The organism is Flavobacterium olei (genome assembly GCF_039749035.1).
In the GTDB taxonomy this organism is placed as follows: Bacteria; Bacteroidota; Bacteroidia; order Flavobacteriales; family Flavobacteriaceae; genus Flavobacterium; species Flavobacterium olei.
Genome location: NZ_JBDKWC010000005.1, coordinates 36,007 through 51,549, shown reverse-complemented (window position 1 = coordinate 51,549; position 15,543 = coordinate 36,007). Strand labels below are relative to the sequence as shown.

At 43.4% G+C, this 15,543-nt stretch carries 13 protein-coding genes; 1 reads left to right on the top strand and 12 read right to left on the bottom strand.

The window, feature by feature from the left end:
* Window positions 1–168 precede the first annotated feature (168 nt).
* Complete coding sequence (locus ABEB31_RS14155; protein WP_347052285.1) at window positions 169–441, bottom strand: DNA-binding protein; 273 nt, start codon at window positions 439–441, stop codon at window positions 169–171.
* Between the two features lie 759 nt (window positions 442–1,200).
* Here ABEB31_RS14155 and ppdK point away from each other — a divergent pair.
* Window positions 1,201–3,966 carry a pyruvate, phosphate dikinase gene (gene ppdK / locus ABEB31_RS14150; RefSeq protein ID WP_347052284.1) on the top strand — a complete coding sequence of 922 codons (2,766 nt, stop codon included), beginning with the start codon at window positions 1,201–1,203 and terminating at the stop codon, window positions 3,964–3,966.
* A gap of 489 nt (window positions 3,967–4,455) precedes the next feature.
* Here the strand turns inward: ppdK and ABEB31_RS14145 are convergent, their stop codons facing one another.
* From ABEB31_RS14145 to ABEB31_RS14095, 11 genes are read right to left on the bottom strand one after another with little or no spacing between them, the layout of a single operon-like run.
* Entirely contained in the window at window positions 4,456–5,493 is a 1,038-nt protein-coding gene (locus ABEB31_RS14145; protein ID WP_347052283.1) for a hypothetical protein, read from the bottom strand.
* Between the two features lie 26 nt (window positions 5,494–5,519).
* Window positions 5,520–6,662: a hypothetical protein gene (locus ABEB31_RS14140; RefSeq protein WP_347052282.1), complete on the bottom strand. Its 1,143-nt coding sequence runs from the start codon at window positions 6,660–6,662 to the stop codon at window positions 5,520–5,522.
* A gap of 28 nt (window positions 6,663–6,690) precedes the next feature.
* The gene (traN, locus tag ABEB31_RS14135; RefSeq protein WP_347052281.1) at window positions 6,691–7,518 is read right to left on the bottom strand and encodes a conjugative transposon protein TraN; all 828 of its coding nucleotides are present in this window, start codon (window positions 7,516–7,518) and stop codon (window positions 6,691–6,693) included.
* A 19-nt stretch (window positions 7,519–7,537) separates the two neighbouring features.
* Window positions 7,538–8,815: a conjugative transposon protein TraM gene (traM, locus tag ABEB31_RS14130; protein WP_347052625.1), complete on the bottom strand. Its 1,278-nt coding sequence runs from the start codon at window positions 8,813–8,815 to the stop codon at window positions 7,538–7,540.
* A 32-nt stretch (window positions 8,816–8,847) separates the two neighbouring features.
* Complete coding sequence (locus ABEB31_RS14125) at window positions 8,848–9,258, bottom strand: hypothetical protein (protein ID WP_347052280.1); 411 nt, start codon at window positions 9,256–9,258, stop codon at window positions 8,848–8,850.
* Complete coding sequence (gene traK / locus ABEB31_RS14120) at window positions 9,255–9,878, bottom strand: conjugative transposon protein TraK (RefSeq protein ID WP_347052279.1); 624 nt, start codon at window positions 9,876–9,878, stop codon at window positions 9,255–9,257. The genes ABEB31_RS14125 and traK overlap by 4 nt, the downstream gene beginning before the upstream one ends.
* A gap of 11 nt (window positions 9,879–9,889) precedes the next feature.
* Window positions 9,890–11,083 (bottom strand): conjugative transposon protein TraJ, encoded by a 1,194-nt coding sequence (gene traJ / locus ABEB31_RS14115; RefSeq protein WP_347052278.1) that lies wholly within the window; start codon window positions 11,081–11,083, stop codon window positions 9,890–9,892.
* Window positions 11,084–11,093: 10 nt separating this feature from the next.
* Window positions 11,094–11,726, bottom strand: coding sequence for a TerB family tellurite resistance protein (locus ABEB31_RS14110; RefSeq protein WP_347052277.1), 633 nt, complete (start codon window positions 11,724–11,726; stop codon window positions 11,094–11,096).
* Window positions 11,727–11,737: 11 nt separating this feature from the next.
* A complete protein-coding gene (locus ABEB31_RS14105) occupies window positions 11,738–12,355 on the bottom strand; it encodes a hypothetical protein (RefSeq protein ID WP_347052276.1) in 618 nt (205 codons plus the stop codon).
* 15 nt (window positions 12,356–12,370) lie between these two features.
* On the bottom strand, window positions 12,371–13,060 hold the full coding sequence (locus ABEB31_RS14100; protein WP_347052275.1) for a conjugal transfer protein TraI: 690 nt from the start codon (window positions 13,058–13,060) through the stop codon (window positions 12,371–12,373).
* A gap of 11 nt (window positions 13,061–13,071) precedes the next feature.
* Complete coding sequence (locus ABEB31_RS14095) at window positions 13,072–15,540, bottom strand: TraG family conjugative transposon ATPase (RefSeq protein WP_347052274.1); 2,469 nt, start codon at window positions 15,538–15,540, stop codon at window positions 13,072–13,074.
* Window positions 15,541–15,543 lie beyond the last annotated feature (3 nt).

The window sequence follows — 15,543 nt, the reverse complement described above, 5'->3', positions numbered from 1 at the left end:
TGGGAAAGGTTCATAATAATACTTCTGCTCACAACTATTCGTTTACTCTTCCCCTGTAGGTAGCCTAAATTTAAAACAGCACTTAAGATTGCAAGATGCCAGACATTCAGGTCGCGGTCACTCATATAAACAGAAAAGTACTCCATTAACTTTCCATGACTAAAATGATTATCTTTCATCATCAAACAGTTTTTCAAGATCTTCTCGATTATAATAGTACGATCCCATCACTTTTTTAAATCTCACCTTCCCCCCTATCCTTAAATTCTGCACCGACCCTGCTGAAATTCCCAGCAGTATTCTCACACTTTTTGTTTTGATCCATCCCGGGTTACTTTCCTTGGTTTTTACATCGGTGGATAGTTTTAAAAGATTTTCCATTTTATCCAGCAGAAGCAGACCAAACTGTCTCAAATCTTCCTTTGTCACTGCTTTTTCCATAATACATTTTTTATCTGTAGTCAGCACCTTAGAATGCATCTATTTGTTAAACTACAAGGTTATGGAACAAAGGAATTAAGATATTTGAACAAGTACAAGTACAAGTTTTATTGTACCTTCTTGTACCCATAGCAAAGGAAAAAATCCATCCTGCTTTTGACGCGCCAACTTTTTAGCGAATAGTAATATATTTTATATTTTTTTTATTGTTTTAAAAAAAATTTTTTAGCTTGATATGATGAATTATAGTCAAATTGACTGTAATTGGCCAGCTGGCTAATGTAAAGGCGGTAGCAAAAAAACGTTTGTGAAAACAGCTAAAGCGTTTTTAAAAACGCATTGTATAATTCGGTGCATAAATCTTTAAGTGTGACAAAAGACACACACGGCTTATTTTAGATTACATAATTTCGCTGACAGAATAAGAGTTTTTCCTGTTGAATATCATGGTTTTAAAAATGATGATTATTTAAATACGGGACTGACTGGTGTTTAAGAATATTACAGCTATTACAAAAAACCACGTACGCTTAACCACACCCAAATTTTACAAAATGGCAGTTTTAGGGCTATTCTGCAATTTGTCTTTTTAAACCTTTGTATTTGAAGGCAATATTTTTACTAAATGATGGGACGGAAAAAGGATTGTCTGCCAGCAGTTCTTTTTCTTCAATTACAATATTTTTTTTACCCAATCTACTATATCGATTTCGTTAATTATTAAATTTTAATTGAAGCAGAAAAAAAAAAGAAAAAACTATGACCAACCTAACCAAAACCATTTTTACTTTCGGCAACAGGCAGGCAGAAGGAAATGCAGAAATGAATGATCTCCTGGGCGGCAAGGGTGCTAATCTTTGCGAAATGAATCTTATAGGCATAGCAGTTCCTCCAGGATTCACCATCACAACCGAACTCTGCCGTCTTCACCACAGCAGTGCCGCAAGTTCGGTTCTCGACCTCATCAGACATGACCTGTTCAAAGCCATGCAGTTTGTGGAACAGCAGTCAGGAACAAGATTCGCCGACTCTTCCAATCCGTGTCTTGTTTCGGTACGATCCGGGTCCAGGGCATCCATGCCCGGCATGATGGACACAATTTTAAATCTGGGGCTGAATGATAAATCTATTCTGGGGCTCATAAAGAAAACCGGCAATGCGCGTTTCGCATGGGATTCCTATAGAAGGTTTATCCAGATGTATGCCGGAGTAGTTCTCGGATTGAAAGCTGCATCGGATCAGGACGAAGATCCTTTCGAGCTCATCATAAAAAAAGTAAAGATAGAAAAACACATCACACACGACAGTGAATTTTCAGCTGAAGACCTCAAAGAAATCACCGCCCGTTTTAAGGAAACCGTTAAAAAAGAAACCGGTAAAGATTTTCCATCGGATCCCTGGGAGCAGCTTGGGGGAGCTGTGATTGCGGTATTTAACAGCTGGATGAATGAAAGGGCCGTCTACTACCGCGAACTGAACAATATACCGCACCATTGGGGTACTGCGGTGACAGTCCAGGCAATGGTATTCGGTAATATGGGAGAAAGTTCAGCGACGGGCGTGGCTTTCACGCGTGATGCCGGCACCGGAGAAAAACTCTTTAACGGAGAATATCTTATCAACGCCCAGGGAGAAGATGTCGTGGCAGGAATACGCACACCAAGACAGATCACTATTGAGGGATCCAGAAGATGGGCTGATTTATCTGGAGTGACGGAACAAAGGCGAATTGCAGATTTTGCTTCACTGGAAGAAACAATGCCTGAAATATTTATTGAACTGACAAAAGCTGCTGACATTCTGGAATCCCACTTCAGGGACATGCAGGATATAGAGTTCACCATTCAGCAGGGAAAGCTCTGGATACTGCAGACCCGAAACGGCAAGCGCACCGGAGCAGCTATGGTAAAAATGGCTGTTGACATGCTCACTGAAAACCTCTTAAGCGATCAGGATGCTTTACTGCGTGTAGACCCGAATCGATTGCACGAGCTGCTTCACCCTATTTTCGACAAAACATCCCTCTTAGAAACCCGTGCACTTGCTCAGGGACTTCCAGCTTCTCCCGGGGCCGCCAGCGGGAGAATTGTTTTCTCTGCAGCCGACGCGCAGAACTGGGCAAAAAATGCAGAGCAGGTTATCCTTGTTCGTATAGAAACCTCACCCGAGGATTTAAAAGGAATGGTTGCCGCACAGGGCATTCTGACTGCACGAGGAGGCATGACCTCTCATGCCGCCGTAGTAGCAAGGGGAATGGGGAAATGCTGCGTCGCCGGAGCTGAAAACATTAAAATTGACTACAAGTCAAAATCAGCCGTATTTGGCATGGAAGTGCTGAAGGAAGGAGAGTGGATCTCCCTGGACGGATCCACTGGAAAGATCTATAAAGGAAAAATTAAAACGACCGAAGCGCATCTCAGCGGAGACTTTGACCAGCTGATGCTTCTGGCAGAACAGCATTCCCGCATGCAGGTCAGGACAAATGCCGACACGCCGCAGGATGCAAAGACCGCAATACGTTTCGGCGCAAAAGGCATAGGGCTCTGCAGGACCGAACATATGTTTTTCGACGAGGATAAGATTACCGCTATGCGTGAAATGATTCTTTCCGACAGCGAAGAAGGCAGACGAAAAGCACTTGCCAGACTTCTGCCGATCCAGCGCAGGGATTTCGAGGATATCTTCAGGATCATGAACGGACTTCCCGTTACCATCCGTCTGCTCGACCCTCCGCTTCACGAGTTTGTTCCGCACGAGCAGGAGAGCCAGAAAGAACTTGCAGCACAGATGCGGATCTCCCAGAAAATGGTCAAGGAAAAAATAGAGAGCCTGCACGAATTTAACCCCATGCTGGGACACAGAGGCTGCAGGCTTGGCAACACCTATCCCGAAATTACCGAAATGCAGACCAGAGCAATTCTGGAAGCTGCCCTAAACCTCAAAAAGGAATGCATTATAAGCAGGCCCGAAATTATGGTACCCCTTACCGGCACTGTAGAAGAAATGGAATTGCAAAAAAAAGTCATTGATGCGACAGCCGAAATCGTTTTTGCAGTATACAAAGACCGTATTGACTATCTGGTAGGAACTATGATCGAAGTGCCAAGGGCAGCACTTACAGCGGATAAAATTGCCGAATCAGCTGAATTCTTTTCTTTTGGAACTAACGACCTCACCCAGATGACTTACGGATACTCGCGGGATGATTCAGGAAAATTCCTCCCGCTTTATTTGGAGAAGGGCATACTGAAGCACGACCCCTTCCAGATTCTGGACCAGGAAGGCGTTGGGCAGCTGGTCGCTATGGCAGTGAAAAAAGGACTGACCTCAAGAAAGGATCTTAAAATAGGCATCTGCGGTGAGCACGGCGGCGAACCCGCATCTGTCGAATTCTGCCATCATGCAGGAATACACTATGTAAGCTGTTCTCCCTACAGGGTGCCGATAGCCAGGCTGGCTGCCGCCCACGCGTCCATAAAACAAAAAAAAACAAATACACACCTGCTGGAAACCCTGCAGCTGTAAAAACTGCCGAACTATACAGAACATGATTTTAAGCCAATAATCATTTTTTTTAATTTAATTGTTTCTTGATTTTCATCAAAATTTCGGAGTGTATACTGCTCTGTAATTGCGATGAAAGAAAAGAGCTGCCCTAGGCAGCTCTTTTTAATTTATCGAAGAAAGGTTCAAGGCTGTATTAATTTACGCAATTCAAAATCAAAAAAATAAATCCGGCTGCCCCTTGTCTTTTTGAAGGAAGGTTCATATCGCAGATAACCGTACTGGTGCAGTTCCTGCAGACACTTATGATAGGTATACTTGGAAGATATTTTCGCTTTAGGTGAGAGTTCCACCCTGAAAATCTCGATAGGATTACTAGAATCCTGAACAGCCCGAATGCAGAGTAGCGCAGTATAAATGGCAATATGCGTGCTGCTGATTCGAAAATCTTTTTCGATTGCTGAATAAAAGTCCGTTAAGGGTTTTAGGTTTTCCATGAGTCGTTTTCACTTATTGAATTCGCACCGCTTTTTTACTTTTTTGTTTTGCACTTTTTCCAGCATTTATCTTCTGTGATGTTTTAGCTACCCTTTTTTCTCTTAGAGCAGAAAGATTGATCTTTTTCAAATGCTCGTCGTAAATATCCACAGTCTTGAACTGCGGGTTGGCCTGAATTGAAAAACCGTGCACTTTATCTTTTACTTCAAAAACTGCCGTTCGGGCTTCTCCTCTTTTTAATGCCTGTAAAAGCGTATCAATATGCTCAGCGCTTTTATCCTTTAAGGGCAGCGCTTCAAGATCATTTTTTAAATTGAACCCGTAATCCGCACGAAATTCCTTGATACGGTAGCAGCCCTCTGCATTTTTATCGGTGAGGTCGAACTGAAGCCAGGAACCGTCTTTCTCCAGCGCCCGTCCAGCCAGGAGATGAAAAGCCTGCTCGGGACTGAAAGCCCTCTGCTCATTTTTAAAAAAGTGCTCCCTGCAGCTTTCAGGACTGCCTTCCTTATGTAAAGCAGCCTTGAAACCCTCAAAGCTGTAAACTCCCGAAATATCCTTAAGAAATACCAGCTGCTGTTCCACCCGCTCCTTTTCATTTACATAGTTGGAAACGGAGACTGAAAAACGGTCTTTTCCCGATTCCAAATTTGGAAGAATCTTATCGCTGGAAATCTGAAGACCCAATCTGGAAATTTCATCCAATAATTTTTTATGACCAATTATAACATCGTTCTTTAATGCTGCGGCATACCGCTTCTCCGCACTAAAAAAAATGAACGCTTTGCGCATCATCTGAACAAATTTATTCGGATACAGCTCTTTTTCCGATTGCCGCTTCTGAATTTGAATTTTATTTAAAAGATAAATTTCATCCGGATTTCTGCTTTCTTTGAACTTTAAAAGAAGATAACTATAGAATTTAACCTTCTCCGCCAGCACGAAACTGTCCTTCACATTTTCAGATGGGAACAGTTTTCCCAGTCTCTCTTCACGCGACTTGAATTGAAGCAGCTCGTGCTCCACCCTGTTTGAAAACTGTTCCATCATCTGTTTTTTTTAATTGTTATCTGGCATCAGAGCGATGCGCCCTGTCTGCGGGACTGTTTTTTTTTAGTTCCTCCGTCCTGCTCTGAATCGTTATCATTTTCAGGCCCCTTTTTCATGTCCTTCGATTCGCTTTTGGATTCCGACTGGCTTTTTTTCTCCTCTTTGCTTTCACGGTCATTGATGCGCTGTAAATTTGAATCGTACATCCTAACGGTTTTGAACTGCGGATTGGCCTCTACAAATCTTTTGCTTTCCTCTCCGTTTATCACCGCGGTCACCGACTGAATATTTCCTTTTTTAAGGGAACTGATAAGGTCTTCCTTAAACTTGGGAGTCTGCAGTTCTTTAATGGAATGTTTCTCAAGCGCTGCTTCCAGGTTATAGCCGTAATTCTGATGATAATGGGTCATTTTAAAGTTTCCGTTAGATTCGGCATCCTTGAAATTTAGCGCGGTCCACGCGTTATAGACCTCTCCCTGTTTATTGGTCAGGTCTTTGTTTACCGATCTGCCGTCGAGCAGATTGAAAGCTTCCTTCATCGTAAAGTTGTTTTCCTTGCCGATATAGAAAATTTGCTCCAGTGTGTGTGCGGCATCTTCCTTCGAAAGCATAGCTTTATAGGAATTGAAAAAATACATATCGCTCTGGTCTGATTTCTTAAAATTGAGCTCAGACTTCAGAACACTGTTTTCAAATTTTGCTTCATGCGGAATCATAAATTCCTTTTCTCCCTTCTCCAGCTGCTCTTTCAGTATAGGCTGCAGCGCCTCCCCAAAACCAGTATACTTGATCTGGTCTGCTAAAAAATCTAAATTCTTCTGATTCATAATTATAGTATTTGAGTTATTATCTAATAGTTCCTCTTTAATCCTAATCTTCTCGGCAGTCGCCGTGAGATCCATTGCCTCATTGCTGTAAAGATCCATACCGCTATACAAAACCGTTTTCATATCGTGTATCAATGACTCCAAAAGCAGGCTTTTAAAATAGTCTGCATCGGTAGTCATTACAAAGCAGTGTTCTTTAGCGTGCCAGGCATTCCGAAAAAAGTCTACATTATCGGCATCGCAAAGCCCATCTGCGGGAAATGCCACATACTGACAGCCATAACCTGCAAATTCTTCCGCGACGCTCAGCAGCATTTCAAGATCATTTATATTGATTTTCATAATTCAACTTTTTAAAAACTGCCTTCGTCTATTCCTGGATTGGGAAAACCTCCGTAATCCTTTTATTTTTAATATTAACCTCTAAGTTCCTTCCTCCGTTCTTCTCCATAAGCTGCAGTGTCAGGTGCTTGTTCTCCGGAATGGTAAATTTTTCAAGCGCGTAAACTTTTACGACTTCGGACTTATCAGGTATTACCTCGGATACCGAAGTAGTGTACAGCGACTGCAGCTCAATCTCCTGAGATGCCGTCCGTTTTGATCTGCTCCTGTCCCTTATAAAAAAACGAAGCTGGTCGATATCGTACTTAATTCTGGATTTGTTTGCAAAAACTACTCTTATATACAGCACATCTTGTGATATAAAGATGCCGTTCACTTCCAGGCTAATCTGATGTCTGCTTTTTTTTAATCCGCTGGTCTTTTTCGCTTTTGATAAGGCAAGTACGGCTAACTGCTCTATTTCCTTCTCATTTTCGTTCTCTTGTGAAAATAAAATCTCTTTGCTTGATCCCGATGTATTTTCCGCCTTTATATGTAAGTCCGGACATACTTCATCGTAATTCAGCACAAATACGTAAAGCCTGGCGTCGGAGGTGACCACCGTCAAATTGGTCTGTTCAAAGTTCTTCCTGCCTGCTTTAAGCAGCAGTACGTTCTGAACTCCTTTAGCCTGCTGGACAAGCACATCTCTGCTCCCAATATCCAGACTTTTGACCCCGTACGGAAATAAAATACTGGTAGTCTTTGCATAACTCAGCTGTATCGTTGAGAAATCTCCAATGCTGTTGTACTGCCCGTAACCAGAGACCACCGCCAGAAAAAAACAGATCGCGCTTATGATTTGACTCTTTTTCATCTTCAGTTTTTTAGGTTGTTTACTTTTCATTTTTTTCTTTTTCGTCGTACAGCAGCACGTTATATCCCGCTTTAACGGCAACTTTGATGAGTTTGACTTTTTTGCTCAGCAGTGTTTTAGCGGCCTCCACTCCCATTCCTGCAGCCTGTGCCCCCCAGGAATCACTGACTCCCGAAAGTCCGATGCTCTGCATGGACCTGTCGGCGGATGCTTTTGCAACATCCCTGTTAATAGTGCCTGGGATGTTAATGCCTTTAATACCGTCGATGTCAAAAACGGAAAGCTCTACCGGGAAAATGGAATTCTGTGATTTTATTGTGGTGATTTTTATTTCGAGCCTTTCGCCTTTCATTGATGCCGTTCCAAAGACAAAGCTGTTTTTGGGAATCAGAAAGCCATTTATAAAGACATCGTTTACCAGCCTTATTTTCACAATTGAACCGTTTACAATGGTCTGCGTTTCATGAACCACCGCCTGAAGGGCATTCTGCGCTTCATCACTCACAGCATCTGCATCCATAGAATAAAAGGAATTGGAATCCCGCTGCCCGGCTGCCGGCTCAACACTCTGGAAATAGCTTATGTGCTGGTCATCGGCTTTTTTGCTAACGGAAAACACTTTTCCTTTATGCAGTTTGGAATTCTGTCTCAGCTTTTCCTGGACACGTTCAGGATGCTGGATATCGAGAATATTCTCCAGCATTCCGCCCAGCTGGGCAAGTTCGGGATCTGGTTCGGAAAGCACACTCATTGCAGACATAAGCTGCTCTAAGTTTTTCATTTCAGCCGCATCGCCATAAGGCATTTTCTGGTTTTGAAATTCACCCATATCCTGCCCATAACGTCCGGATTTGGGAGGCTCGGCAATGGCTTTCTGAAGGGCCTGCAGCTTCTCATACATTTTCTTTTCATTATCGGGCCGCAAACCCGCTGTGTTCAGACCTGCGTACTTTCCTTTCCAGGAGGCTGCATCAGCATCAAAAGCACTCTGCTCTGCCAAAATATTTTCTTCTCCTGGTCCCACTGCATAATTGGGATCTTTTTTCTTCTGTTCCTGAAGTTTTATCGAATCCAGCGATGCCTGGTCATAGTAGCTCATTTTATCCAAAGCTGAATCTTCCGTTAATTTCGGATTTGGAAGCAGCATATTTAGTCCCGTCCTTTCTGCATCTGCATTGTCAGCTGCTGTTCCTCTTCCTCCGCCAAGTACCCAGAACAGCAGCGTTAAGAATGGAAGGATAAGTAAGGGCAGCACCAGCAGCATTTTGCGGTTCTTTAATTCCCGGGCTGAAAGCATTTTTATTTCCATAATATCAATTTTTTATCTGTTTATTTTTGCGTGAATCCAGCGCTGCAGGACTCCACCTCTACATTGTTATGTTTATCCGATCCTTTTATAACGCTGTCTATGTATCGGTCAAGACGGGATTCTTTCCTATCGTTTCTAACCGGTATCTCTAATAAATCCAGCGTCGTCCTCTGCTCTGAATAAGGGGATCTGATTACCGAAACTGCATCAATCTCGATAGATGCGGGTCTCTGAGCTCTTAAACCTCTTACTCCGGCATAAATGCTAATAAGCACACCTATGATAATAAATCCCGTCAGCGCGCCGTACAGCTGCGTTCTGGTAAGGTCTTTAGTCAGCCTGTTCATGGCAGCTGCCCAGGAGGATCTTAGCAGTTCAAACAGCCGTACACCCTTAGGGTTCATCACTTGTTTGTTAGATAAGCTTTTCATGGTTTTCTGTTTAAGGTACTGAGGTCCTTATTCTCCAGCGTTTTGAAGCGTTCAATGAGAAAGCCGTGCGGATTATTATCACTCCTTGAAACATTGCGCAGGGTACCCTCTGTGATCAGGTTCCTGTTTAGAATGCTCGTAGTGCGGATAATGCTCTGTCTGGCATAACATTTAAAGCGGTAGGGATATTCATTAATATTGATGCTGACACTGTCTATCAAAATGCTCTGGCTGATATTCCCTGATATGATTCCGGAGTAGTAACCGTTTTCTTTTAGATCATCATAGATCCGTTTAACAGAATTATCAGCCAGATACAGCGCCTTGGTTACATTGGCTTTAATCACTTTGTCATCAGGATCAAGACTGAAGAAAAACTGGTGGAATGTCCTGACATGATCCCTGGCCTCTACCGCTACATTATCTTTACGGTCTGATGCGTAAGCTTCGAGCGCTTTTCCATTGGCAAGGATATATACCTTGTCCTGCATTAAAGCCGCTGAGCTGAAACTTTTATAAAGTCCGTAACAGGTGATAACGGCGCAGGAAAGGATAATGAGCATTGTAAAAGCCCTGATATGACGGAAAGCCGTATCTATATTTTTCATCTTGGTAAACATAATCGGTGCATTTAATTTTTAGAATTTCCTTTCAGCCTGTCGCTCATATAGCTTCCCTTTTCTTCAAGGTATGGCGACGAGGTCGCAGAAGAGGACATGCTCTGGCTCATTTTCCCTGCCGCATTGCCCATCGAATCCGTAACCATTCCCGCTCCTGTTGCAGCACCGCCTAGGAATGAAGTGGCCGAGCCGCCGAAAAGACTGGTCACTTTCTGTCCCAGTGCGCTTCCCCCTGATGCATGCACGATGTAGTTGGCTACTGAGGGCACTGTAAAATAGCCAACAATACCTATGATCATAAAAATCAGGTACCCGATATCGGTTCTGCTGAAAAAGGTGTCGCCGGAGGAATTGATCTGGGAGATATCCAGTTTCAGCATCTGTTCCTGAATCTTTCCGATAATGCTGCCGAAAATGTTGGCAACCGGCAGCCACAGATAGATATTGATGTATCTGGCAAGCCATACTGTAAGAGTATGCTGAAATCCGTCAAAGACTGCTATTCCGAAAACCAGCGGTCCCAATATAGAGAGCACCACGAGCTGAAAGGTCCGCAGCGTATCAATGCAGAGGGACGAAGCCTCGAAGAGAATCCGAAGCACCTCGCTTACCCACTCTTTAACAGAATTCCTAAAACTGTACGAAGCTTTTTCCATGGCAAATTTCACATCATTACCTATTCCCTCCATAAGCCCTTCATCAGCAGGGTCAGCTCCTTCATTCGTATATTTATACCATCTGTCCCGGTCGCCTGTACCGAGCACTCCCACATACATTTTCCAGGGTGCACTTTCTTTGACTGCTTTTTCTTTTTCATTCAGCAGCACTTCAATTGCTTTATTGGAGCCCGTTACCATCGATGCGGTGGCGGTGACCGTGGGTTTCATGACCCCGTTAATTAGCGCGAGCACGGAAGGAAAAATCATGATGCAGAAACCGATCACAAAAGGCCTGAAGAGCGGATAAAAATCAATAGGCTCTGCATTGGCTATATGGCGCCAAACCCTTGAGGCAATATAAAATACTGCAGCAAATCCCGCTATTCCCTGCCCCACTCCCATAAGATTGCTGCAGAGCGGCATCATCTCCTCATAAAGCTGCTCCAGAATACTGTGCAGGCTGCCGATATCATCTCCGAGTCCCTGTGCAGAACCTGCAGCAGGAACAAGAAAAAGCAGAAAAGCTGTTTTAAAAATCTCTCTCATATCAATAGGTTTAATTCTTAAACTGGAAGCTGCGCACAGTCTGTGCATCGTTAAGTTCCTTGGAGCGCTGTAAAGCCAGCACAGATGCTGAACCGTTAAAATCCCGCAGGAACAGCACTTTCTGCTGCATGTCCGCATAGATCTTATCAATTGCTTCAAGCCTTTCATCATCTGACATCCTGAATGTATCGGCCGTGATTATCGAAGTCAGCTCCTCTATATTCCTCAGACTTTCTTTACTGAGATTCGAATACACCTTTTCAAAGTACTGTATCTCGTTGGAGCTGAAGCTTTCATTTGTAAGGATCCTGTCAATGCCTTTGCGGCTTTCCTTTATCAGCGTAACCTGATATTCCACAATGTCTCCCACCCTTTTGTAATTTTTCACAACAGGACTCACCTGCATCAGGGCATCCAAAAAAGTCTTGTGCAGGGAAAAATTCCCTTCAGACATATCCTTTACCGTTTTATAGCCACCGCTCAGCATATTGTAACCCTTTTTCATATCACTCAATATCTTTTTAAACTGGGACAGTTTTTCGATATTCAAAATGAGCTGCTGGATTTCGGCTGACTGCGCCTTTACCGGCGAAGGAATACCTAGCAGCAGATAAACTGTAAAAATTAAAAACATCCTTTTCATCATCCGTTGATTTATAAGCCGAGCAGTTTCCCGGCCTGTTTGACATCATTTTTCTCTCTGGCTTTCGATAATGCCAGCAATTGTATTTCCCCGCTGAATTTCCTGCAGAAAGCATAATCTTCACTGGCTGCCTCATAGAGTTTATCAATTCGCTCCATGCGTTCATCGTCCCTCATTTCCAGCTTTGTGCTTGCAGTAATCAAAAGGAGCGTATCCAGACTTTCGTCGCAGCTCTGCAAAAGCCGTGTAAAGGTTCGTTCAATGTAATCCATTTCACTGCCGTAAAACAGATCATCCTCCTGGAGGTTTCGAAAAACTGTTTTATAAGTTTTCAGGATCTCCAGTTGAAGCATGGCTATTTCAGCAACCCTGCCGTAATTTTTCACCTTGGGATTTACTGCTGAAAGCGACGTGAAATAATCGCTATGCAGGCTGAGCTCTCCCTTTTTCGCGTCTGAAATAAAATTTAGTCCGCTTTTCACTGTCTTATATCCTTTGGCCGCATAATCCGAATAGGTCCGCAGCGCGGCAATCTGAAGCAGCAGCATTCTCCTCTGCTTGGCCTGCTGCGCCTGAAGCTGGCAGACAGATAAGCCCAACACCGCAAACACCAATAGTATCTTTTTCATCTTTTTTTGAATTGATTACGGAATTCCGTAAAATTGTTTCACTTTTTTAGCATCAGCAGCTGTTTTGGTCCTCTGCAGACTCAGTAGCACGTTCTGCTGGTTGAAAAGCCGCAGGTCATTATAATTGGAATCAATCTGATCTGCCGCCGCATTTATGATTTCCAGCCTCTTCAGATCGCTCATCTGGGTGGTGAAGGATTCTATGATTAAAAAAATCTGATCGATATTTTTCATGCTCTCTTCCAGAATGCCGTCATACACCTTTTTCATATATTCCAGTTCCGAGACCGTGAAGTGTGCGTCTCTCCTGAAAAGATACCACGCCTTTTCATATTCCTCTATCAGGCGGGTCTGCTGGGCAGAAATTTCCCTGATCCGCTGGTAATAGGTAATAACCGATTTTACTTTCTGGAGTTCCTCATAATAATCCTTATACACATCACGCTGTTTTTTAGTCCAGTCCGAAATCTCATTGAGCTTTAACTTTGAAAGCGTGTTTTCAATCTGCTTCTGCGTGTTCTGAAGCCAGATTGTTTTGTTCTGCAGCCTCTGTATGCCAAGGTCAATGGCCTTTATCACTTTTTTTGTAACCGCCTTGACAATCTCCAGTATGGGCAGCGCCGCTGGCTTGTCCGCCGGTCTTGCGGGCATACTGGTTAGGAGAAAACAGATGACACAGGTAATTGCTTTAATTTTTGTTTTCATTTCATAAAATTTTAGGTTCCGTTTCTTAAGTCTCGGGCCATGGCAGCGATTCCTTTTTTGATATCACCGCCGAACTTTGCCGCGTATTGGTTCATTTTTACTTTCTCGCTTTCCTCTGTAGTGTAAGCAAGGTATTCTTCCAGTGACACCTCAGTTCGGTAAACCTTTGACTGCATTCCTCCCAGCGATATAAATACCTCCTTGTATTTCTTATCCGGATCATTGGCTTTATTTACAGAAAGCACCAATGCTTTTTCTTTTTCGGTCAGCCCAAGCAGTTCCTGAATCTGGTCGAACTTGTTCTGGTATTTGCTCTGGTCCAGAAGTATTTTGCAGTCGCTGTTGTTGATGATGGCCTGCTTCACTACAGGTGATGAAATAATATCTTCAACCTCCTGGGTTACCACAATTGCCTCGCCGTAGAACTTGCGAACGGTCTTGAATAAATACCGCAGATATTCCGCCATTCCTTCCCTGGCAATGGCTTTCCAAGCCTCCTCTATTAAAATCATTTTACGTATGCCTTTCAGTTTACGCATCTTGCTGATAAACACTTCCATGATGATGATGGTCACCACTGGAAATAGTATCGGGTGGTCTTTGATATTATCCAGTTCAAAAACGATAAAGCGTTCCTGTAACAGATCCAGATTTTCTGTGGCATTGAGCAAATAATCAAACTCGCCTCCGCTGTAATAAGGACGCAGCACATAGAGAAAATTATTGACATCAAAGTCTTTCTCTTTCACTTTATCGTTCTGCAGGATGGGCACGAATTCCTCTTTCAGGAACTCATAGAACGTATTGAAACACGGAAAAACAGTTTTATCCGCATCCAGGTTTTCATAATAAAGCTGCAGCGCATTGGAAAGCGCCACATACTCGCTTCTGTTGAATGTTTCATCATCTTTCTTCCACAATGCCAGCAGCAGTGTTTTAATGCTCTCTTTTTTCTCAGTATCCAGACTGTCTCCTCCACTGATATAAAAGGGATTAAAACGGATCGGATTCTTTTCGTCATAGGTGAAATAATAGCCGTTGACCATATCGCACAATCCTTTGTAGCTGTGCCCCACATCCACCAGCACGATATGCGTTCCCTGTTCATAATAGCTTCTGACCATATGATTGGTAAAAAAAGACTTGCCGCTTCCGGAAGGCCCCAATATAAATTTGTTCCTGTTTGTACAGATACCCATCCTAACAGGTTCATCGCTGATATCCACATGAACTGGTTTGCCGGTCAGACGGTCTCCCAGCCGGATGCCGAAGGGACTCAGTGAGGACCGGTAGCCTGTTTCCAGATTCAGAAAGCAGACAGCCTGCTCGGTAAAGGTGTCAAAAGCATCGTTCATCGGAAAGTCTGCGGCGTTGCCTGGAATGCCTGCCCAGTAAATCTGCGGAGCGCCGACCGTTTCCTGTTTGGCGGCCGCATCCATCTGCGCAAGCGCTGATGAAACCTTGTTTTTTATTTCTTTAAGCTCTTCCTTTTGGTCAGTCCATGCCAGTACATTGAAATGCGCTTTAACCGGCAGCCGCTGCTGGGAAATGGCTTCGTTCAAAAAATCATTGGTCGCATCCCTGGCGATCATATTCTCCCTGCTGTAAGCAGACAGCGACTGCAGACGAAGTCTCTTGCTTTCCAGCTTCTGTATAGTCTTCTGTGCATCCTCAATAAATATATACTGGTTATAGATGTGGTTGCAGGACAACAGCTGTCCCAGCGTTGAGGCAAATCCTATACTGAACTTGGTCTTATCTGTGGAATACCGGTCAAAATTGATCCTCGACCCGCATAATGCCGGCAGATCGGAAGCATCCCCAAGCGTGAAGAGCTGGCTGTGCTTATCCCCTATCTGCATCCCGTCTGAAAATTTGAGATCACGGTAGAGAAATGAACTTTCATTTCCGGATAAGAAATAATACTTTTCAATAAGGCCTCTTTTCCTGCTCTGGCTTTTCAGTTCATCATTTCTAAGTCTGGCCAGCTTTACGAATCCGCTGTCCTCCATAATTCTTTTAAACTGCCCGGTGCTGTCAACGAAATCCTGAAGCCGCTCTATCTTAAGTGTTTCTTCAGGTACCAGACTATTTCTGATAAGACTCGAAAACAGCGAGCTGGAATTTTTCCTTCCGTCCGGTTTCTTAGTAATCATGATATAACAGGAATGATCCAGAAATGGTCTTTCATTAAAGAAACGCTCACTGCTTCTGGTTAAAAAACTGCTGTCCTCATTTTCAAAATTAGCTTTATGCCTGCTTTCTAAAAACCAGTCCTGTTTATGAAAAACAGTAAACTTCGGCAATATTTTGACTGCCTTTATCCACGACTGATGAAATGCCTCATACTCTTGATCTGATAAAGTAAATATTTCCGGCAGATCCGCCTTGAATACCACTGTAATATCTCCGCTTTTGGATAAAATACAGTCATGCTGTACGTCCATTATCGGCAAAACATCTTCTATCTTTTTCTCCATCAC

Bases quoted from the DNA above. Each gene is read 5' to 3' on its own strand.
- ABEB31_RS14155 (WP_347052285.1), bottom strand. From the start codon at position 441: ATGGAAAAAGCAGTGACAAAGGAAGATTTGAGACAGTTTGGTCTGCTT.
- ppdK (WP_347052284.1), top strand. From the start codon at position 1,201: ATGACCAACCTAACCAAAACCATTTTTACTTTCGGCAACAGGCAGGCA.
- ABEB31_RS14145 (WP_347052283.1), bottom strand. From the start codon at position 5,493: ATGATGGAACAGTTTTCAAACAGGGTGGAGCACGAGCTGCTTCAATTC.
- ABEB31_RS14140 (WP_347052282.1), bottom strand. From the start codon at position 6,662: ATGAAAATCAATATAAATGATCTTGAAATGCTGCTGAGCGTCGCGGAA.
- traN (WP_347052281.1), bottom strand. From the start codon at position 7,518: ATGAAAAAGAGTCAAATCATAAGCGCGATCTGTTTTTTTCTGGCGGTG.
- traM (WP_347052625.1), bottom strand. From the start codon at position 8,815: ATGCTTTCAGCCCGGGAATTAAAGAACCGCAAAATGCTGCTGGTGCTG.
- ABEB31_RS14125 (WP_347052280.1), bottom strand. From the start codon at position 9,258: ATGAAAAGCTTATCTAACAAACAAGTGATGAACCCTAAGGGTGTACGG.
- traK (WP_347052279.1), bottom strand. From the start codon at position 9,878: ATGTTTACCAAGATGAAAAATATAGATACGGCTTTCCGTCATATCAGG.
- traJ (WP_347052278.1), bottom strand. From the start codon at position 11,083: ATGAGAGAGATTTTTAAAACAGCTTTTCTGCTTTTTCTTGTTCCTGCT.
- ABEB31_RS14110 (WP_347052277.1), bottom strand. From the start codon at position 11,726: ATGAAAAGGATGTTTTTAATTTTTACAGTTTATCTGCTGCTAGGTATT.
- ABEB31_RS14105 (WP_347052276.1), bottom strand. From the start codon at position 12,355: ATGAAAAAGATACTATTGGTGTTTGCGGTGTTGGGCTTATCTGTCTGC.
- ABEB31_RS14100 (WP_347052275.1), bottom strand. From the start codon at position 13,060: ATGAAAACAAAAATTAAAGCAATTACCTGTGTCATCTGTTTTCTCCTA.
- ABEB31_RS14095 (WP_347052274.1), bottom strand. From the start codon at position 15,540: ATGGAGAAAAAGATAGAAGATGTTTTGCCGATAATGGACGTACAGCAT.